Source organism: Dactylosporangium sucinum, assembly GCF_014647515.1.
In the GTDB taxonomy this organism is placed as follows: Bacteria; Actinomycetota; Actinomycetes; order Mycobacteriales; family Micromonosporaceae; genus Dactylosporangium; species Dactylosporangium sucinum.
Genome location: NZ_BMPI01000099.1, coordinates 17,168 through 35,203 on the forward strand (window position 1 = coordinate 17,168; position 18,036 = coordinate 35,203).

Sequence of the window (18,036 nt, forward strand, 5' to 3'; positions counted from 1 at the left end):
TTACGAGGCGTGCTCCAAGGCGTCAAGCACCCGCATCGCCGGCAGCACGTCTGCCACCGTGCAGCGCGGGGTGCGACCCTCGGCGACGGCGGCGAGGAAATCAGCGTCCTGCGCCTCGATCGCCGCGTCCTGGGTGGCCGCCACACCGGCCGAGTCGACGATGACGCCGTCGGGCCCGTAGAGGCGGCCGTCGTTGATGTGCAACGTCTGGTCCTCCGCGATCAGCACGTAGTCGCTGACCGGTTCGCGGGAGTGGTACGACAGCGACAGCGTGGCCATGTCACCGGACGGGGTGACGAGCACCGCGCCGACGTCCATCGGGCCGCCGCTGCCGGGCCAGTCCGGGCCGCAGCCGCCGTACACCTTGGCCTCGGTCGCGTCGAGCAGCCACAGTGCCGTGTCCGCGAGGTGCGCGCCGTGGTGCCAGAGCACGCTGTCGGTCCAGTCCCGGGTCCGCCCGGTCCAGCCGACGTTGCTCTGCCGCAGCTGCAGCGAGCGCGCGATGATGTGGCGCAGCCGCAGCTCCCCGCGCTCCACGCGGGCGCGGACCTCCAGGTGCGGCGCCCAGAACCGCAGCGTGTGGCCCATCGCCGCATGCCGGCCGGTCTCCGCGGCGACCCGCGCCACCAGCTCGGCCTCCGCGAGCGAGACACCGGCCGGGATCTCGCACAGCACGTGCTTGCCGGCGCGCAGCGCGGCGACGCTCAACGCGGCGTGGACCGGGCTCGGCGCGGCGACGATGACCGCGTCGACGTCGTCGTCCGCCAGCAGCTCGTCGGTGTCCACATAGGAGCGTGGAATGTCCTGCCCGGCGGAGAACTCGGCGTTCTCCTCGGGTTTCGGGCCCGCCACCGCCACGACCCGGCCACCGGCGGCCCGGACCGCCCGGGCGTGACAGGCGCCGATCGCGCCCGGGCCGAGGATTCCTACACCCATGAAACCCTCCCGAGGATCGTGGCGGCGCTGCGGCCGAGCACCCGGTCCCGCTCGTCCGGACCGAGGAACGTCATGTGGTCGGTCACGTGCGCGACGGCGGCGGCGTAGTCGGCGTCCGTACCGCCGGCCCGGTTCCAGTCGCCGCTCCACATGAGACGGTCGGCGCCGAAGGCGGCCAGGCACATCCGCAGGTACGGTACGGCGTCCGGGTAGGGGTACGGGGTGGCGGCGTTGAGGAAGAAGCCCGACCACGAGGCCGACGTGTTCGGCCGCTCGGCCAGCCGCAGGAACCGCCGGAACCCCGGGTACGGGGCGGGATCGTCGGCGAACCGCAGCCACCCGAGATGCTCCAGCCGGAAGTGCACGCCCGGGTGGTGGTCCACCACGTCGAGGAACGTGTCGTCGACGACGTCGGTGAACGGGCCGGTGACGCTCGCCGTCAGGCCGTGGGCGTCCATCGCCTTCCAGACGTCGCCACGCACCCGCGCCGGCAGGCGGACCCCGCCGAGCACCCCTCGCCGCGCCAACTCGTCGATCTGCCGCGGTGCCGCGGGGTCGTCCGGGTCCACCAGCCCGATCCCGGTGAACACCTCGGGATCCTCCTGGACGACCCGCTCCAGGTAGGCATTGTCGGCGTTGCCGAGGTACTGCACGAGCACGGCCCGGTCGATGCAGCACCGGCGCATGCTGTCCCGGTAGTCCTCGACCGGACGGTACTTGGTGAGGCCGACGTGGACGTGACAGTCGACGATCCCGGCCGCGGCGCCCGGCTCACGCATCGCCGGGCACCAGGCGGGCGCAGGACGCGATGAACTCCTCCGACGTGGCCGTGTACCCGACGTTCGACTCGATGTACCGGATCGCCAGCAGGTTGGCGAGCTCACCATCGCGGGTCTCCGGGTACTCGAACGTGCGCACACAGTCGCGCAGCACGATGACGCGGTACCCGCGGTACATCGCCTCGGTGACCGTGTTGCCGAGGCAGATCCGGCTGTCGAAGCCGACCACCACGAGATCCTTGACGTCGCGCGCCCGCAGCGTGGAGTCCAGCGTGGTCTCGTAGAAGCCGCTGTACATCTGCTTGCGGATCAGCGGCTCGCCCGGGCCGGGCGCGACGACGTCGGAGTAGGCCAGGACGTCGTTGGGCTCCCGCCAGGCTTCCAGCACGTCCACGTCGCAGGTACGCATGGAGAGGTTGCGCCACTCGGTGCTCTCGGCGAGGCCGGGCGAGAGGTGGTTGGTGACGTGGACGACCGGCAGGCCGGCCCGGCGGGCGGCGTCACGGGCCGGCACGATGTGCTCGCGGACGATCCGCCTGATCACCGGGTCGGGCGTGTAGATGCCGGTCCGCCCCTCCCCCGCGTCGTCATCGTCGTCGAAGCCGCGGCCGTACGCGTCGACGATGAGAAAGCCGGTGCGCGCCGGGTCCAGCTCCAACTGCTCCTCGGCGTGCCCGAGCGGGTTGTCGAAGGACGGGTGGAGCCGGTAGTACCGGCCGGGCAGGGTCAGCATCATTGCGTGCCTCTACTGTTCCTGGTCGTCGTGATGAGGGCCTGCGTGCCGCGGTCGCCGCCGAGCGCGTCGACGACCGCCTGGCACAGCGCGTACACCTGGGCCGTTCCCGGCAGCTCGCGGGCGTCGCCGACCTCGTCGAGGGCCAGCCGGAGGTCCTTGGCCAGGTGCGCCACCTTGAACCCGGGCTCCAGGTCGCCCGCGGCGAGGCGGGTCCAGGCGAAGTCGAGCAGCGGCGAGCCGGCCACCCCGACCCGCAGCGACTCCAGCACCCGGTCGGGCTCCAGCCCGGCCGCCTCGGCCGCGGCGAACGCCTCGCAGACGCCCTGCGTCACGTTCGCCACCAGCGCCTGGTTGACCAGCTTGGCCGCCTGGCCGCTGCCGGCGGGGCCGTGGTGCACCACGGTCGTGCCGAGCACGGCGAGCAGCGGCTGGATCCGGGCGAGCGCGTCGGCGTCGCCCCCCACGAAGATGGACAAAGTGCCGCCGCGCGCTCCGGCCGGGCCTCCGCTCACCGGAGCGTCCAGTACCGCGGCGAGCGGCCCGCCGGCGGCGACTTCCGCCAGGCGGCGGGCCAGCCCGGGCGACGAGGTGGACATGTCGATCGCGATCGTGCCGGGCGCGGCGACGGCGACAATGCCGTCCGGCGCCTCGTACGCCGCCGCCACGTCCTGCGGGTACGACAGCATCGTGACGACCACGTCCCGGTCCCGGGCCGCCTCGGCGACGGAGCCGGCCCACTCGGCGCCGAGGGCGAGCAGCGGCTCCGCCTTGGCGCGGGTCCGGTTGTGCACGCCGACCTGGTGCCCGGCCTCGATCAGGCGGGCCGCCATCGGCGCCCCCATCAGGCCCGTACCGATCCAGCCGATCCTCATACGACTCCTCCCGCAACTCCTCCGGCGACGGTGTCCGCGTCGATGGTCCGGTCGTCGGGCGGCGTGTCCCCGAAGTGGCAGGCGGCGAGGCCGCCGCCGGTGACCGGGCGCAGCAGCGGCCGCTCCTGCGTGCACCTGGCCGGCCGGCCCAGCTCCCGCCACAGCTGGCAGCGTGGTGCGAAGTGGCAGCCGGTCGGGGCCGGGCCGGAGTCGGAGATCTCGCCGCGGATCACGTCGCGGGTGAAGCCGCCGCCGGGGCGGAAGGCCGGTATCGAACCGACCAGCGCCCGCGTGTACGGGTGCACCGGGTTTTCCAGCAGCGTCCGCCGCGGCCCGATCTCGACCAGCCGGCCTAGGTACAGCACGGCGATCCGCTCGCACAGGAAGTACACGGCACGCAGGTCGTGGCTGATGAACAGCATCGAGAGCCCCAGGTCCCGGCGCAGGTCGGCGAAGAGGTTCAGCACCTGGGCCTGCACCGAGACGTCCAGCGCCGACACCGGCTCGTCGGCCACCACGAGCGCGGGCTCGAGGGCCAGCGCGCGGGCGATGCCGATGCGCTGCCGCTGCCCGCCGCTGAACTGCTGCGGGTACCGGTCGAGCATCTCCGGGCTGAGACCGACCCGCCGCATGAGGTCACCGATGCGCTCATCGAGCTCCCGGCCCGACGCCAGGCCGTGGATCTGGAAACCGTCGGCGAGGACCGACCGCACGGTACGCCGGGGATTGAACGCGCCCTGGGTGTTCTGGAAAATCATCTGGACGTCGCGGCGGTACTCCAGCAGCCCCCGGCCCGCGAGCCGGCGTACGTCCTGCCCGCGCACCTCGACGCGGCCCGCGGTCGGCTCCTCGAGCCGGACGATGAGCCGGCCGATCGTCGTCTTGCCGGAGCCGCTCTCGCCGACCAGGCCCAGCGCCTCGCCGGGGTGCACGTCGAAGGAGACGTCGTCGACCGCTCGGACGACCGGCCGGGAGGCGCCGACGCCACGCCCGTGGAACTCCTTCACCAGCCCTTGCACCGACAGCAGCGGCTCGGTCATGCGTCCTCCGCTTCACTGAAGTGGCAGCGGCTGCGCCGGCCGTCGGCGACGGACACGAGCGGCGGCGCCTTCGAGGTGCACTCGGACGGGTTGCCCATCGACGCGCGCAGCGCGCACCGCTCGGCGAACCGGCAACCGGCGGGCCAGGCCCGCGGATCCGGCGGCGAGCCCGGGATCGTGGTCAGCCGTTCGGGTGGCTCGCCACCGAGCGGCGGGACGGCGGCCAGCAGCGCCCGGGTGTACGGGTGGGCCGGTGCGGTGCACACGTCGACGACGGGGCCCGACTCGACGATCTGGCCGGCGTACATGACGAGCACCCGGTCGCAGATCTCCGCCACGGTGGTCATGTCGTGCGTGACGAACAGGATGCTGGTGCCCGACTGCTCCCGCACGTCCAGCAGGAGCCGCAGGATCTGCGCCTGGATGGTGACGTCCAGCGCGGTGGTCGGCTCGTCGGCGATGAGCAGGTCCGGTCCGAGCTGTACGCCCATCGCGACCGCGACCCGCTGCTGCATCCCGCCGGACAGCTCGTGGGGGAAGCGGCGCGCCTGGTCCGCCGGGCGGGGCAGGCCGACCCGGCCGAGGATGTCGAGGATCCGGCCCTGCCGCTCGGCACGCGGCAGTTCGGGCAGGTGCGCGGAGAGCCCTTCCCCGACCTGTACGCCGATGCGGGCCACCGGGTTGAGTGCGGCCCCGGCGTCGGACGGGATGAGCGCCATCTGCCGGCCGCGCAGGCTCGCCAGCTCCCGCTGGCGGGCATCGCGCAGTTCCTTGCCGCGCAGGCGCACCGAGCCGGCGACGATCCGGCCGGGCCGGGGTACGAGACCGAGCAGCGCGAGCATCGTCACGCTCTTGCCGCTGCCCGATTCGCCGACCATGCCGACGATCTCGCCCGCCCGTACGTTCAGGTCGACGCTGTCGACGGCGCGCGCGACGCCGCCACCGAGGGAGAACTCCACCGTCAGGCCGCTGACCTCCAGCACGGCCGCGGCGTCGGCGGCGGTCACGACACTCTCCGCTCGTCGAGCCGGTCGCGCAGCGCGTCGGAGAGGAGGTTGATGGCGAACACCGCGACCACGATCGGCACGCTGGCGACGAGCGCGAGCTCGGGATGGGACAGCATGAACTCGCGGCTCTCCGCCAGGCGCGATCCCCACGACGCCTGCGGCGGTTGCACGCCGAGCCCGAGGAAGCCCAGCGCCGCCTCGTCGAGGATGGCGAACCCGAGCAGCACGGTCGTCTGCACCAGGACCAGCGGCGTCAGGCCGGTCAGGATGTCGGTGCGGATGACGCGGAGCCGGGACGCGCCGAGCACCCGGGCCGCGTCGACGTAGGGCCGGGACCGGATGCCCACCACGGCCGAGCGGACGAGCCGGGTGTAGAACGGCCAGTACGAGAGTCCGAGCGCGAGCACGGTCGTGGTCAGCGAGGCGCCGAAGAGCCCGACCACCCCGATCGCGACCAGCAGCGAGGGGATCGCGAAGAACAGGTCGACGATCCGGGTGACGACCAGGTCCAGCCAGCCGCCGAGAAATCCGGTCAGCACGCCGAGCGGGATCGCGATGGCCGAGGCGATGGCGACGGCGCCGAGCGCGATGAGTGCGGTGGACCGGGCGCCGTGCGCGATCCGGCTGGCTACGTCGCGGCCGAGCTCGTCGGTGCCCAGCCAGTGTGCCGCGCCCGGCCCGGCGAACCGGTTGTCGATGTTGATGGCGTACGGATCCTTGCCGACCAGCCACGGCCCGAGCAGGATCGTGAGCACCACCAGCAGGCCGAGCGCGGCGCCGACGACGGTCCGCAGTGGCGCCCTGCGCCGTGCCGCGACCCGGGGCTGCTCGACGAGGACCGCTGCGGCCGGGGCCGTCATGACAGCCGCACCCGGGGATCGAGCAGGCCCTGCGCCAGCTCGCCGGCCAGATTGACCACGATGAACAGGGCGCCGTAGATGAGCACCAGCGCCTGCACCATCGCGTAGTCCCGTTCGGTGACCGCGCCGACCACCAACCGGCCCATGCCGGGCCAGTTGAACAGCGCCTCCACCACGATCGAGCCGGCGATCAGCGAGGCGATCGTCAAGCCGAGCGCGGCGACCAGCGAGGGCAGCGCGTTGCGCAGCACGTATCCGATGGAGATCTTCCTTTGTGCCAGGCCCTTCGCGCGGGCGAACGGAACGAACGGCTCCTGGGCGACCTCGACCACTGCGGACCTGGTCAGCCTGGCCAGGTACGGACTGATCGCGAGGCCGAGCGTCAACGCCGGCAGCAGGGTCAGCCGCAGGCTCTGCGCCGGGTCGTCGGCGAACGGCACGTAGCCCTGCGACGGCACCAGCCGCAGCTTCAGCGCCAGCAGCAGCATGAGGAGCGTGCCCAGGAAGAACGCCGGCACCGCGAGCCCGAACAGCGTCGCGGACGTGATCATCGAGTCGAGCCGCGAGCCGGGGCGCATGCCGGCGGCGACCCCGGCCGGGATCGCGATCAGCAGTGTCACCAGGAGCGCGGCGCCGGCCAGCTGCAGGGTGGCCGGGATGCGGTCCACGATGATCGTGCTGATTGGCATCTGGGAGCGGAAGGAGACGCCGAGATCGCCGTGGACCATCCCGGTCAGCCAGTCCCCGTACTGGTTGAGCAGCGGCCGGTCCAGGCCGAAGCGTTCGCGCAGCTGCGCCACCACCGTGGGATTGCTGTTCACGCCGAGCATCGCGGTGATGGGGTCGCCCGGAATCAGCCGGACGTAGCCGAACGAGAGCACGGAGAGCCCGAAGAGCAAAGGAACCGCGAGCAGGATCCTTCGTATCGCGTACCGGAGCATCGCCCCCTCCTCCCAGGGATCGAGGGATCGGTGGTGCCGGCGCCGGTGCCGGTCACCACCGATCCGTCACGAGACCGGATCAGCCGACGCTGGCGCGCACCAGGCTGTACGAGTCGTCGTCCAGCGGCGCGGTGAAGTTCTTCACCCGCTTGCTGACCGCCACCTGTGGCCACTGGTAGCCGACCACCAGCATCGGCAACTCGTCAGCCTGCCACTGCTCCAACTCCTTGAAAATGGTCTTGGCGTCCTCGGTGCTGCCGGCGCCGAGTGCGCGATCGATCTTCGCGTCGAGCGCCGGGTCGGCGAGGTGGGTGGTCAGCGCGGTGAGCGAACCGCCCGTGCGGAACCAGTTCTGGTACAGGTCCGCCGCCCCGCTGGCGCCGGCTCCGCCGTGGTACATCGTGAACTTGCCCTTGGCCACGTCGCCCCAGTACGCTGCCGGGTCGTACTTCTCGGGGGTCACCTCGATGCCGATGTCCTTCAGGTTCTGCTGCAGCACCTGCACGTGACACCCGGCCGCCGGCCAGTTGGACTCGTATGGGACCGAAACCTTGAACGGCGTGCCGTCGGCGACGCCGGCGACGCCCTTGGCGGTCCGGGTGCCCCCGGAGCCTTCCACCCAGCCGGCCGTGTCCAGTAGCGCCTTGGCCTTGCTGATCGACTCCGCGCGGGCCGCGGTCTTGTACGTGCTGATCTCGACATAGTTCGGGTCCCACGGCCGCAGGATGTTGCCGTAGGTGACGCCGCCGGTGCCCGACCAGCAGGCGGTCTGCCGGCCCTCCCGGTCGACCGCGTAGGCGACCGCCTGGCGCACGTTCTTGTCCGAGAACGGGGCCTTGGTGCGGTCCCAGCCCCAGAACAGCGGGGCCAGCGTGTCGGACTGGAGCACCTGCACCGATCCGCCGCTCTTCTTGAGCCGCTCGGCGTCGGTGTATCCGATGTTCGCGATGTCACCCGAGCCGGACTCGATGGCGGCGGCGTGCCCTGAGGGGTCCTCCGAGAACGTGTACCGGATCTTGGTGATCTTCGGCGGCGTCGGGTAGTTCGTGTTGACCTCGAAGATCGCGCTGCCCTTCGGGATGTAGGACGTGAGCTTCCACGGCCCGGAGGTCGCGGTCGGCGAGGTGAAGTAGTCCGCCTTCGCCTCGACCGCCTTCTTCGACAGGATCGCCGCGCTGCCCGGCCGGCTGACCGTCTCCGGGAAGATCCGCGACGGGGCCGACAGGGTGAACTTCACCGTCTTCGGGTCCACCACGTCGACCTTGGTCAGGGTGGCCAGCAGACCCTTCATCACGTCGCCGGTCTTCATCCGCTCGAAGGAGAACTTGACGTCCTCCGCCGTGACCGGGGAGCCGTCGCTGAAGCCCGCCTTGCCGTTCAGCGTGAACGTGTATGTGGTGTTGTCCGCAGATGCCTCCCACTTCTCCGCGAGCGCGCCGACCAGCTTGCCGTCGGCGTCCCGCTCGGTGAGCGTCTCGTACATCATCGCCATCGGGATACGCGAGGCATCGGCGGCAGCGACATTGGGGTCGAGGCCCTGACTGGGCTCGGGTTGCAACATGGTGATCTCGGTGCCGGCGCCGTTGCCGCCGGATTCGGAGCCGCTACAGCCGGCCAGCGCAGCCGCGCCGACCAGCAACAACACCGCGACAGACGCTGTCGTGGGCCGCATCCCGCCTCCCTTGGAGTGCCACTTGATAAGCGCAGACACTAGGTCGAGAGGTAGGGGCGGTCAAGTCCCTTGACATAGGTCATAGGTGCTACCGTGATTCGCCGCAGGGGTCGGCGTCGACCGATCCGGTCGTGACACCCCGCCGCCACCGAGAGGACGGTCATGCAACCCACCACCACCTGGGGCGGGATCTTCCCCGCCGCACTGACGATGTTCGACGCACACGGCCGCCTCGACGAGGACGCCACCGCCGCCCACCTCGACTGGCTGGTCGGGCAGGGCGCGCACGGCGTGGTCGTCGCCGGGACGAGCGGCGAGTTCGTGTCGCTCTCCGGCCGCGAACGCCGCCGGCTCTTCGAGGTCGCGGTCAAGGCGGCCGCCGGCCGGGTGCCGGTGATCGCCGGCACGGGCGCGTTCGGTACCGCCGAGACCGTCGAGCTGACCCGTGCGGCCGGCGAGGCCGGCGCCGCCGGGGCGATCGTGATCCTTCCGTACTACCAGCGACCGCACCGCGACGAGGTGATGGCCCACTTCCGGGCGGTTGGCCGGGCCGCCGACATCCCGGTGATGATCTACAACAACCCGGCCAACTCCGGCACCGAGCCGCTCTCCGCCGAGGACATCGGCGCGCTGTACCACGAGGGTGTCGCACACGCGGTGAAGAGCACCTTCCCGACCGTGCACCAGGTCCACGAGGTACGGGCGGCCACCGACGACGGCTTCCGCACGTTCTACGGCAGCTTCATGGCCCCGCTGGAGGGCATGGCCGGCGGTGCGCACGGCTGGGTCAGCGGCATTCTCAACGTGGCCACGCCGGACGCGGTCGCGCTGTGGGAGGCCGTGCAGCGCGGGGACCTGCCCGCCGCGCGGGAGGCGTGGTCGCGCATCCTGCCGATCAAGTACCTCTACACGCGGCAGCCGCTCGGCCCGGTCAACGACCTCGCGATCTACCGGGAGATGCTGACCATGCGGGGCCTGCACGGCGGTTACAGCCGGACGCCGTTGCAGCCGCTGACCGCCGCCCAGCGGGAGACCCTGGCCGGCCTGCTCGCCGGGCGCTGACCCCGGCGGTGGCCGCGCCGCCCGGCGTGGGAGGCGCGGCCACCGTCACGACCGGTCCCGGCTCAGCGGACCGCGCCCGGGCCGCGCAGCGCACGCCCCGGCGTCGCACCGGTGAGCACGCCCCCGTCGAGCACCAGCCGGCCGTTCACCGCGACGTAGGACACCCCCTGCGCCAGCTCGCGCGGGCGCTCGTAGCTGGCCGGGGCGTTGACGGTCTTCGGGTCGAAGACCACCAGGTCCGCCTTCATGCCGTCGCGCAGCAGGCCGCGGTCGGACAGCCCGAGCCGCTGCGCGGGGAACGAGGTCATCTTGCGGATCGCCTCGGGCAGCGACAGCAGCCGCTCCTCCCGGACGAAGTCGCCCAGGACACGCGCGAAGCAGCCGTACGCCCGGGGGCTGGGGTATGCGCCGATGAGCACGGCGTCGCTGGCGATCATCCCGAGTGGATGGCAGACGAACTTCCACAGCGTCATCGCCTGCGGGCTGGGCCTGGTGAACGTGGCACCCGGGTTGGCGGCCGACAGGTCGCACAGCGTCCCGGTGAGGTCCCCGCCCAGCTCAGTGACCACCTCGGCGAGATTCCAGCCCTCGAACCGCAGGTGCGCGGGGTCGCTCAGGTTGCCCAGCCGGACGTCGACGAACGGCCGGCTCGCGGCGTACTGCCGTACCGCGGCGCTGTCGTGCAGCTCCGCGCGCAGCCGGTCGCGCAGCGCCGGATCGGACAGCCGCTCCTGCAGCAGGTCGGGCCCGTCCGCCTGCAGCCAGCCGGGGAGCAGCCGGACCAGTCGCGTCCCGCCCCACTCGTACGGGTACGTGTCGAACGTGACGTCGAGCCCGTCCGACCGCGCGTCGTCCACCAGGTCGAGCATCCGCTGCGCACCACCGACGTAGGTGGCCCGCGACGAGCGCGAGAAGTGCGTCAGCTGGACCGGGAGCCCGGCCCGCCGGCCGATCTCCAGCGCCTCCTTGAACGGGTCGAGGTACGTGTCGCCCAGCGCGTACCGGACGTGCGTGTGGTAGATCCCGCCGAAGCGCGCCGCTTCCTTCGCCAGCTCGACCAGCTCGTCGGTGTCGGCGTGGCTGCCCGGCGGGTAGTCCAGCCCGGTGGACAGGCCCAACGCGCCGTCGCGCATCGCGTCGCGCACGATGCCGCGCATCCGATCCAGGGCGACCGCGTCGGCGCGCGCGGCCGACCAGCCCAGCGCGCTGATCCGGGGCGCCGTGTTGCCCACGAAGACCCCCACGTTGACCGAGGCGTTGCCGTCGTAGCGGTCCAGCAGGTCGGCCACGGAGCGCCAGGAGTAGTCGAGGTCCGGGTGGCCGGCGATGCCGGCGTTGAGCCGGACGAACCGCACCAGGTCGGCCGGGTCGTCGAACGGGGCGTAGGAAAGGCCGTCGACGCCGAGGATCTCGGTGGTCACCCCCTGGCGCACCTTCATCTCCAGCGTCCGGTCGACCATCAGCACCAGGTCCGAGTGCGAGTGCGCGTCGATGAAACCGGGCGCCACCACCAGACCGCGGGCGTCGATCCGCCGGTCGGCGGGCACGTCCGACACGTCGCCGCGCAGCACGTACACCCGGTCGCCACGGACCCCGACGGCGGCCTGAAAGCCGGGATTCCCCGACCCGTCGACGACCAGCCCGGAGTGGATGAGCAGCTGGTACGGCGCGTTCACCGGGTACCTCCGTGGTCGAGCTCGGGCTTGAACGGGTGCTTGACGATCTCCTCGACCCGCAGCCGCGGCCCGAGGCCCGGCGCGTCCGTGACGACCCACTCGCCGTCTTCCACCCGGGGCGGGTCCTCGGTGTACCGGTCCCAGTACTCCAGCTGGCTCGGCGTGAGCATCGACTCGGAGATCAGCAGATTGGGCAGCGTTGCGGCCAGCTGCCAGGTGGCCGCGCTCTGCAGCGGGCCGAAGGGGTTGTGGAACGCGATCGACAGCCCGTGCACCTCCGCGCACGTGGCGATCTTGCGGGCAGCGGTGATGCCGCCGCAGATCCCCACGTCTGGTTGCACCACGGCGACCGAGTGCGCGCCGATGAACGGGGCCGAGCCGAAGTGGTTGCCCCAGCGCTCGCCGGCGGCGATCGGGGTGGACGTGCGGCGGCTGACCTCGAGCATCCAGTCCACCCGGTCGGCGGGTACGGGCTCCTCGATGAAGGTCAGGTTGTAGGGCTCCAGCGCCTCGCACAGGCGGATGGCGTTGGCCACGTTGAGCCGGCCGTGGCAGTCGAGCATCAGGTGGATGTCCGGGCCGACCGCCTCCCGGGTTGCCGCGAAGTACTCCGCGATCACCTCGAACGTCCAGGTGGGCAGCAGCTCCGTCTCGGTCTGCCGGGCCGGGATCAGCGCCGGGCGGTCGTGCCGGACACTGGTCACCTTCTCGTAGAAGCCGGGCAGGGTGGTCTTCACGGCCTTGAAGCCGCGGTCCACCCGGTCCTTGACCTCGGCCGCCATCGCCTCCGGCGAGCCGCCCGCCTTCGCATGCGTGTACACCGGAACCCGGTCGCGGAACTTTCCACCCAGCAGGCGGTGCACGGGCACGCCCAGCGCGCGGCCGTTGAGATCCCACAGTGCCTGGTCGAGCGCGCTGATCCCGATCGTGAGCAGGGTGCCGCCGAGGAACGCGTCACGGTACAGGCGCTCGGCGTGTTGCTCGATCCGGGTCGGGTCGCGCCCGATCAGGTACTCGGACAGCTCCTCGATCAGGGCCGACACCGACCTGGTTCGCCGCCGCATCGCCACCTCGGCCTCGCCGACCACGCCCTCGTCGGTCTCGATCCGCAGGTAGATGGCGTTGTAGAACCCGAAGTCGGCGATCCACTGACGGACACCGGTGACTCGCATTGTCCCTCCCTCTGTTCCGCGCGCCAGGCGGACAGTCAGAGTCAACCACAGTTCGGCCCTAGGTCATACCTCAGGTTTCCGGGTTATTACACGGCCAGCTACGCTGTTCTCCGAAGCTCGCCGAAACGCCCGATCTGACGTGAGTCAACGAATCCGGGCCGGCGAGCGGTCCGACGGGAGCGGACCAAGATCGGACCTAGGGTCGAACACAGGTGGGAAGGGGTGACCGGCGTGGCCATCGGGGCGTCGGCACGGCAGGGGCAGTGGCGGCACACCCGGGTACCACTCGGGGCGCAGATCGCGGAACAGATCCGGGACCTCATCAAGACCGAGGGGTTGGCCGACGGCGATCCGCTGCCCTCCGAGTCGGAGCTCGCCGGGCGTTACGGGGTCAGCCAGCGGGTGGTCCGCGACGCGCTGCGCACGCTCACCAACCAGGGCATCGTCGAAACCCACCAGGGCAAGCGGGCCACGGTCAGCGGGCTGCGGCCGGTCGCCGTCGAGGACTATTTCCGGCTCGCCGTCGACGCCAACGAGGAAGCCATCGACGATCTCCTCGAGCTGCGGCTGGCGATGGAGACCAAGGCCGCCGGCCTCGCCGCGGTCCGGGCGACGGCCGAGGAGATCACCGAGCTTCGCAAGATCATGACGGAGCTCGCCGCGGCCGAGGACGACCTGACCCGCCGGGTGGAGCTCGACATGGCCTTCCACGACGCGATCGCCCGCGCCTCGCGCAACCGGTTCTTCAAGGCCATCCTGGACGCGCTCGCCGAGGCGCTCACCGCCGAGCGGCACCGCGGCGGACAGCTCACCGAGGCCGCCGGACTGACCCACGCCGAGACGAACACGCAGCACCAGGCGCTGCTGCTGGCCCTGGAGGCGCGCGACCCCCAGCTCGCGGAGCAGTGCATGCGAGCGATCCTGGAGCGCGCTCGGCAGCGCTTCCGGGATCTGGACAGCGGCAGCACCGCCTCCTAACCTCTGTCTTAAGACAACTTTGGGGGTGCGGTGGTCGACGGCGGACGGGCGGACTCCGGCCTCGCGGGCGCCGGGGAATGGTGGACCCCGCGCGGCGACGGACGCAACCTCGGTCGCACCGACCTGACTGGCCGCTTCCGCGCGGCCCCCGTCGAGCGGTGGCACCTCGACACCGGCGGCGACGTGCGGTTCGCGCGGACCGTCCGGGTCCGCGGCGGCGCAGCGTTGCTGGTCCAGGCGGGCAGCACGCTTGCCGCGACCGGCTGGGACGGCACGCCGATCTGGCGGGCGGACACGCTCGGCGTCACCCGCGTGCTGCACGCCGGCCGGTTCGGGCGGCCCGAAGGCTGGCACGCGCTCGTCACGACCGACGAGCGCACCGTGGTCCTGCTCGACCTGGACACCGCCGAGCCGGTATGGCAATGGTCCACCGAGGCGCGCGCCAACCTCGCCGGTCCGGGCGCATCCAAGGTGTTCGGCACCCCCGGCGCCCTGAACTGGGTGTGCTTCCCGACCTACTCGACGCGGGGACGCTGTGTACAGTTCACCGACCCGGCACACCCCCGCGTGGTGTGGGACGTCGACTACGGGGACAGCTACGACGCCGGCTTCGGCCCCACCGTCGCCGTCGCGGACATGACCGGCACGGGCCGGTCCGAGATCGTGCTGTCCAGCAGGTGCGGAACCGGATATGCCAGCACGGACACCGAAGCGCTCGTACTGGGGCGCGAGGACGGACGGCTGTACCAGGCGGTCCTCGACGCGGACACCGGCGCCGTGCGGCTCGCCACCAGCTACCGGCCCGACCCCGGCGACTACCCGTGCGCCCGGCCGTACGGCCTGCTCCAGCCGGTACCGCTGGACGACGGTGGGCGCCGCGGCATCGTGCTGGTCAGCTGCCAGGTCGAGGAGTACGTCTCGGTGACCGGCCACTCCCCCGCCGGCCTCGACCGCGCGTGGGGCCACTTCGTGGAGAAGGACTGGCCCGAGGACCATCGCGAGCTGCGCCCGCAGATCACGTCGATCGCCGACGTCCGCACGGCCGGGCGCCCCGACCTCGTCGTCGGCCTCTGGCAGGACGGCCGGTGGCAGACCCTCGTCCTCGACCTGCCCGCCGGCCCGCAGGCCGAACCGGACCGCGACAGCCTCGCCGAGCGGGCGGTGGCGGCGCTACCGGGCCGGTACTTCTGGGGATGCCACGACCTCAACGGCGACGCGATCGCCGAACTGGTGGTGAGCCGGGAGTCCGCACGCAGACCGGGCAGCCGGACAGTGCTGGAACTCATCGACGGCACGACCCTGGAGACCCTGGCCACCCTGCCCGACGCCACGCTCGTCACCTCGTCCGACTCGGTGCTGCCCGAGCACGTCAACTTCAACGCCGACCGGCGCAGCCCGGTCGAGGTCCGCGACGCCTCGGGCACCGCCGGCCTGCTTGTGCGGCGCGACGACGGCATCCACGTCTGGACCGGCAGCACGCTGCGGTGGCTGGCCGGGCCACAGTACGCCCGGGCCGACTGGTACGAAGCCGAGCTCATTCTGTCCACGGCGGACGGGCAGGTCAGCCGGTGCGGCCCCGACCTGCTCCCCACCGGCCGGCCGGTACCCGCACCGGGCCGGTTCTGCCAGCCCCTGGTCTGGACGCGCGGACACGACCCAGAGGTGGTGACCGACCTGGCGGGCGGCGAGGTCACCGGCGCCACACCCAGGCGCGGCGAACCCGGCCGGCTCGGCAACACCTGGCGGGTGCCGGGCCACCTGCCCGCGTTGCACCGCGATGACGGCGGCACCCACCGGCTCGTCGTATCCGCGGTGGACAACGACTCTCCAGCGGTGATCGTGCACCGCGAACCAGGCGGCGGTGCGGAGCCGACAACCATCCGGCTTCCCGCGCCGGCCGCCCTGGCGTTGATACCGTACGGGCTCGCCTTCCGACTGCTGGCGAATCTGCATACCGGCGTACACACCGCCGCGCTGGCCACGTTCGCCGATGACGGCACCCAACTGTGCGCCGACCCGCTGCACGGCGGCCATCCGAGCCGACCCGGCGTGGTGCCGCTGGGCGGCGACGCCTGGCTCATCGCCGCCGACGACCACGGCCGGCTACGGCTGTACGACGAAACCGGCAAGATTCGGGCGGAGAACGACTGGACCGCGGCCTACACGACCCCGATCGCAGTGCCAGCGCCTGACGGCGGCACCGCCGCCCTGCTGCGCGCGGACGGCATCCACGGCTTGGAACTCATCGACCTCGACGGGCGGACCGTGTGGCGGGTCAACACCGAGCTGTGGCGCTACTTCCCCGGCCGCTCCGCGTTGGCGCGCGCACCCGAGCCGGGACGGTGGCTGCTCGGCGCGGTCGCCCGTGACGGCGAGTTCGTCGCGCTCGACGTGGCCACCGGCGCACCACGCTGGCGCCTCGACACCGGTCCCACCGTGCCTGAACGCGCGGTGGTGGCCGGCGACGTGGACGGCGACGGGCGCGACGAGTTCCTCGTCGGCACCCGCGACGGCCGCCTGCTCTGCCTGCGCGACGGTGAGGTCCTCTGGTGGAAACAGTTCCCGGCGGCCGTGAACAACCCGGTCCTGGCCGACGTGGACGGCGACGGACTCCTCGAACTCCTGCTCGCCACGGCCGACGGGAAGCTACGGATCCTGGTCCCGGACCTCACCTGACCGACCTGACCGACTGTCAGACAGCTCTGCAACGATCTGGCTGACTACATCAAAGGCTGGGACACGTTCCGCACACCGCAGGTCGAAGCCGCGTTCCGCACCGTCCCCCGGCACCTGTTCCTGCCCGACGTGCCCCTCGAGGTCGCCTACGGGCGCAAACCGGTTGTCACCCGACGCGCCGCCGACGGCACCTCCGTGTCCTCGGCCTCCAGCCCCAAACTGGTCGCCACCATGCTCGAACAACTCGCCGTACAGCCCGGCCAGCGAGTGTTGGAGATCGGCGCGGCCACCGGCATCAACGCCGCTCTCCTCGCCGAACTCGTCGGCCCGACCGGCACCGTCGTCACCATCGAACTTGACGACGACCTCGCCGCCAGCGCCACCGAGAGCCTCGAAGCGGCCGGCTACCCCCAAGTCGAGGTCATCTACGGCGACGGCGCACTCGGCCACCCCGACCACGCTGCCTACGACCTGATCATCGTTACCGACATGTTGACCGGACTTTCTATTGAACCCCGGCGTGTCGTATCTCTGCCCTGAGCTGCACAGATTACCCATGCGTGTGTGGCGATTAGTGACGATGATCGGCGAGCGATCGAGAAGATTCGGCTGCCGTTGTGGGGCAGTGTCGTAGCCTCCGACGGCACGTCGCCGTGGCTGGTGGCGGACGGCCTCGGTGAGCGGGTGGAGCCGGTGGCGGTGTTTCTGCGTGATCTGCAGAACCTTGCCGGCCGCGGGTGGCAAGCCCGGTGGCAGGCCGCCGAGGAGTTGCACGGGTCGAAATGGCAGACCTTGCCGATCGCGACCGCTGGCACTGCGGCCGCCGGCGGGGACGGGTGCCGCAAGGAGCTGACCCGCGGCCTGGGCTGCCTGATCAAGCTCCGCCTCGTCAAACCGAGCTACGCCTTCCTGACCACCTACGGCCCGACCACACGCCAGTTCCGAGCCGTCGTCCGGGCGGTGCGCAACCTGGTGCGCATCGATTCGTCCACATCGCACAGCAGCCGCCAGGCGGTCGGGTCCGATGCCACCACGCCGAACAGGCCCGGCTGATCCCGCAGCACGGCCAGGTCCGAGATCGCCTCACCGCCGTCGGCGAGCATCACCGCGACATCGACTGCGACCCGACCCGGATCATGACGACCGCGGCGCTGCCGCAACCCAGCCAGGGCCTCGCTGAACGCGGCGGTCAGCCCGGTCGCCTCGGCGACGTCGGCGAGGAGGCGAGCGCCGGCATGACCGACCACCCCACGCCCGTCGGCACTCACGATGATCTTTGGACGCGTTCGGGTAGCCTTCACTCGGTAAGTGCCTTCCGTGGCAGGTGATCAGGGCCCTAGACAAGCCAGATCATCCCAGACTGGAGGCACTTCCTTCATTTCTGACCATGAACCACGGACGGCCTTCACGAAGGGCCGAGGCTGGCGCTTGAGGTTCACAGACCGCGGGCACGACGATACGGTCACCTGGTGACGGGACATGTGTTCATCAGCTACAGCCACGCAGGTGATCGACTGTATGTCGATCACCTGGCGAAACACCTAGTGTCGCGTGATTCTGGTGTCGTTACTTCGCATTGTTGTCAACAAGTTGTCTGAGGCTGGTCTGGACCCAGCGGACCTTGGCGAG

The 18,036-nt window shown here is 71.5% G+C and carries 16 protein-coding genes and 1 pseudogene; 5 read left to right on the forward strand and 12 right to left on the reverse strand.

The features are described 5' to 3' along the window. The 9 genes from IEZ31_RS51380 to IEZ31_RS51420 all read right to left on the reverse strand — a co-directional run bounded on the left by IEZ31_RS51380 (position 1) and on the right by IEZ31_RS51420 (position 8,843). On the reverse strand, positions 1 to 936 hold the full coding sequence (locus IEZ31_RS51380) for a Gfo/Idh/MocA family protein (protein WP_190257474.1): 936 nt from the start codon (positions 934 to 936) through the stop codon (positions 1 to 3). Further along, the gene (locus tag IEZ31_RS51385; RefSeq protein WP_190257475.1) at positions 927 to 1,715 is read right to left on the reverse strand and encodes an amidohydrolase family protein; all 789 of its coding nucleotides are present in this window, start codon (positions 1,713 to 1,715) and stop codon (positions 927 to 929) included. The genes IEZ31_RS51380 and IEZ31_RS51385 overlap by 10 nt, the downstream gene beginning before the upstream one ends. Next, complete coding sequence (locus IEZ31_RS51390; RefSeq protein WP_190257476.1) at positions 1,708 to 2,451, reverse strand: cysteine hydrolase family protein; 744 nt, start codon at positions 2,449 to 2,451, stop codon at positions 1,708 to 1,710. The genes IEZ31_RS51385 and IEZ31_RS51390 overlap by 8 nt, the downstream gene beginning before the upstream one ends. After that, the gene (locus tag IEZ31_RS51395) at positions 2,448 to 3,323 is read right to left on the reverse strand and encodes an NAD(P)-dependent oxidoreductase (RefSeq protein ID WP_190257477.1); all 876 of its coding nucleotides are present in this window, start codon (positions 3,321 to 3,323) and stop codon (positions 2,448 to 2,450) included. The genes IEZ31_RS51390 and IEZ31_RS51395 overlap by 4 nt, the downstream gene beginning before the upstream one ends. After that, positions 3,320 to 4,363, reverse strand: a complete 1,044-nt coding sequence (locus IEZ31_RS51400; RefSeq protein ID WP_190257478.1) for an ABC transporter ATP-binding protein — start codon at positions 4,361 to 4,363, stop codon at positions 3,320 to 3,322. The genes IEZ31_RS51395 and IEZ31_RS51400 overlap by 4 nt, the downstream gene beginning before the upstream one ends. Then, a complete protein-coding gene (locus IEZ31_RS51405) occupies positions 4,360 to 5,370 on the reverse strand; it encodes an ABC transporter ATP-binding protein (RefSeq protein WP_190257479.1) in 1,011 nt (336 codons plus the stop codon). Before IEZ31_RS51405 ends, IEZ31_RS51400 begins: the two co-directional genes overlap by 4 nt. After that, positions 5,367 to 6,230 carry an ABC transporter permease gene (locus tag IEZ31_RS51410; protein ID WP_190257480.1) on the reverse strand — a complete coding sequence of 288 codons (864 nt, stop codon included), beginning with the start codon at positions 6,228 to 6,230 and terminating at the stop codon, positions 5,367 to 5,369. Before IEZ31_RS51410 ends, IEZ31_RS51405 begins: the two co-directional genes overlap by 4 nt. Beyond that, positions 6,227 to 7,171 (reverse strand): ABC transporter permease, encoded by a 945-nt coding sequence (locus tag IEZ31_RS51415; protein ID WP_190257481.1) that lies wholly within the window; start codon positions 7,169 to 7,171, stop codon positions 6,227 to 6,229. The genes IEZ31_RS51410 and IEZ31_RS51415 overlap by 4 nt, the downstream gene beginning before the upstream one ends. Before the next feature lie 79 nt (positions 7,172 to 7,250). Next, on the reverse strand, positions 7,251 to 8,843 hold the full coding sequence (locus tag IEZ31_RS51420) for an ABC transporter substrate-binding protein (protein WP_190257482.1): 1,593 nt from the start codon (positions 8,841 to 8,843) through the stop codon (positions 7,251 to 7,253). 162 nt (positions 8,844 to 9,005) lie between these two features. Between IEZ31_RS51420 and IEZ31_RS51425 the strand changes: the two genes are divergently transcribed. Further along, entirely contained in the window at positions 9,006 to 9,905 is a 900-nt protein-coding gene (locus IEZ31_RS51425; RefSeq protein WP_190257483.1) for a dihydrodipicolinate synthase family protein, read from the forward strand. 62 nt (positions 9,906 to 9,967) lie between these two features. Here IEZ31_RS51425 and IEZ31_RS51430 read toward each other — a convergent pair whose 3' ends face one another. Both IEZ31_RS51430 and IEZ31_RS51435 read right to left on the reverse strand, forming a co-directional pair. Beyond that, positions 9,968 to 11,581 carry an N-acyl-D-amino-acid deacylase family protein gene (locus tag IEZ31_RS51430; protein WP_190257484.1) on the reverse strand — a complete coding sequence of 538 codons (1,614 nt, stop codon included), beginning with the start codon at positions 11,579 to 11,581 and terminating at the stop codon, positions 9,968 to 9,970. Continuing rightward, on the reverse strand, positions 11,578 to 12,753 hold the full coding sequence (locus tag IEZ31_RS51435; protein WP_190257485.1) for a mandelate racemase/muconate lactonizing enzyme family protein: 1,176 nt from the start codon (positions 12,751 to 12,753) through the stop codon (positions 11,578 to 11,580). The genes IEZ31_RS51430 and IEZ31_RS51435 overlap by 4 nt, the downstream gene beginning before the upstream one ends. Before the next feature lie 222 nt (positions 12,754 to 12,975). Here IEZ31_RS51435 and IEZ31_RS51440 point away from each other — a divergent pair, with 222 nt between their 5' ends. From IEZ31_RS51440 to IEZ31_RS51455, 4 genes are read left to right on the forward strand one after another with little or no spacing between them, the layout of a single operon-like run. Next, complete coding sequence (locus IEZ31_RS51440; RefSeq protein ID WP_190257486.1) at positions 12,976 to 13,731, forward strand: FadR/GntR family transcriptional regulator; 756 nt, start codon at positions 12,976 to 12,978, stop codon at positions 13,729 to 13,731. 30 nt (positions 13,732 to 13,761) lie between these two features. Continuing rightward, positions 13,762 to 16,407 (forward strand): outer membrane protein assembly factor BamB family protein, encoded by a 2,646-nt coding sequence (locus IEZ31_RS51445; RefSeq protein WP_190257487.1) that lies wholly within the window; start codon positions 13,762 to 13,764, stop codon positions 16,405 to 16,407. A gap of 36 nt (positions 16,408 to 16,443) precedes the next feature. Next, positions 16,444 to 16,947 carry an rRNA adenine N-6-methyltransferase family protein gene (locus IEZ31_RS51450; RefSeq protein WP_190257492.1) on the forward strand — a complete coding sequence of 168 codons (504 nt, stop codon included), beginning with the start codon at positions 16,444 to 16,446 and terminating at the stop codon, positions 16,945 to 16,947. Positions 16,948 to 16,971: 24 nt separating this feature from the next. Further along, positions 16,972 to 17,460: a hypothetical protein gene (locus tag IEZ31_RS51455; RefSeq protein ID WP_190257493.1), complete on the forward strand. Its 489-nt coding sequence runs from the start codon at positions 16,972 to 16,974 to the stop codon at positions 17,458 to 17,460. Here IEZ31_RS51455 and IEZ31_RS51460 read toward each other — a convergent pair. Next, positions 17,349 to 17,708: pseudogene (locus IEZ31_RS51460) on the reverse strand (transposase); the annotation flags it as partial. The gene IEZ31_RS51455 and the pseudogene IEZ31_RS51460 sit on opposite strands and share 112 nt — an antisense overlap. Positions 17,709 to 18,036: the final 328 nt, after the last annotated feature.

Coding starts and splice junctions, on each gene's coding strand:
- IEZ31_RS51380 (WP_190257474.1), bottom strand. CDS start 936: ATGGGTGTAGGAATCCTCGGCCCGGGCGCGATCGGCGCCTGTCACGCC.
- IEZ31_RS51385 (WP_190257475.1), bottom strand. CDS start 1,715: ATGCGTGAGCCGGGCGCCGCGGCCGGGATCGTCGACTGTCACGTCCAC.
- IEZ31_RS51390 (WP_190257476.1), bottom strand. CDS start 2,451: ATGATGCTGACCCTGCCCGGCCGGTACTACCGGCTCCACCCGTCCTTC.
- IEZ31_RS51395 (WP_190257477.1), bottom strand. CDS start 3,323: ATGAGGATCGGCTGGATCGGTACGGGCCTGATGGGGGCGCCGATGGCG.
- IEZ31_RS51400 (WP_190257478.1), bottom strand. CDS start 4,363: ATGACCGAGCCGCTGCTGTCGGTGCAAGGGCTGGTGAAGGAGTTCCAC.
- IEZ31_RS51410 (WP_190257480.1), bottom strand. CDS start 6,230: ATGACGGCCCCGGCCGCAGCGGTCCTCGTCGAGCAGCCCCGGGTCGCG.
- IEZ31_RS51415 (WP_190257481.1), bottom strand. CDS start 7,171: ATGCTCCGGTACGCGATACGAAGGATCCTGCTCGCGGTTCCTTTGCTC.
- IEZ31_RS51420 (WP_190257482.1), bottom strand. CDS start 8,843: ATGCGGCCCACGACAGCGTCTGTCGCGGTGTTGTTGCTGGTCGGCGCG.
- IEZ31_RS51425 (WP_190257483.1), top strand. CDS start 9,006: ATGCAACCCACCACCACCTGGGGCGGGATCTTCCCCGCCGCACTGACG.
- IEZ31_RS51435 (WP_190257485.1), bottom strand. CDS start 12,753: ATGCGAGTCACCGGTGTCCGTCAGTGGATCGCCGACTTCGGGTTCTAC.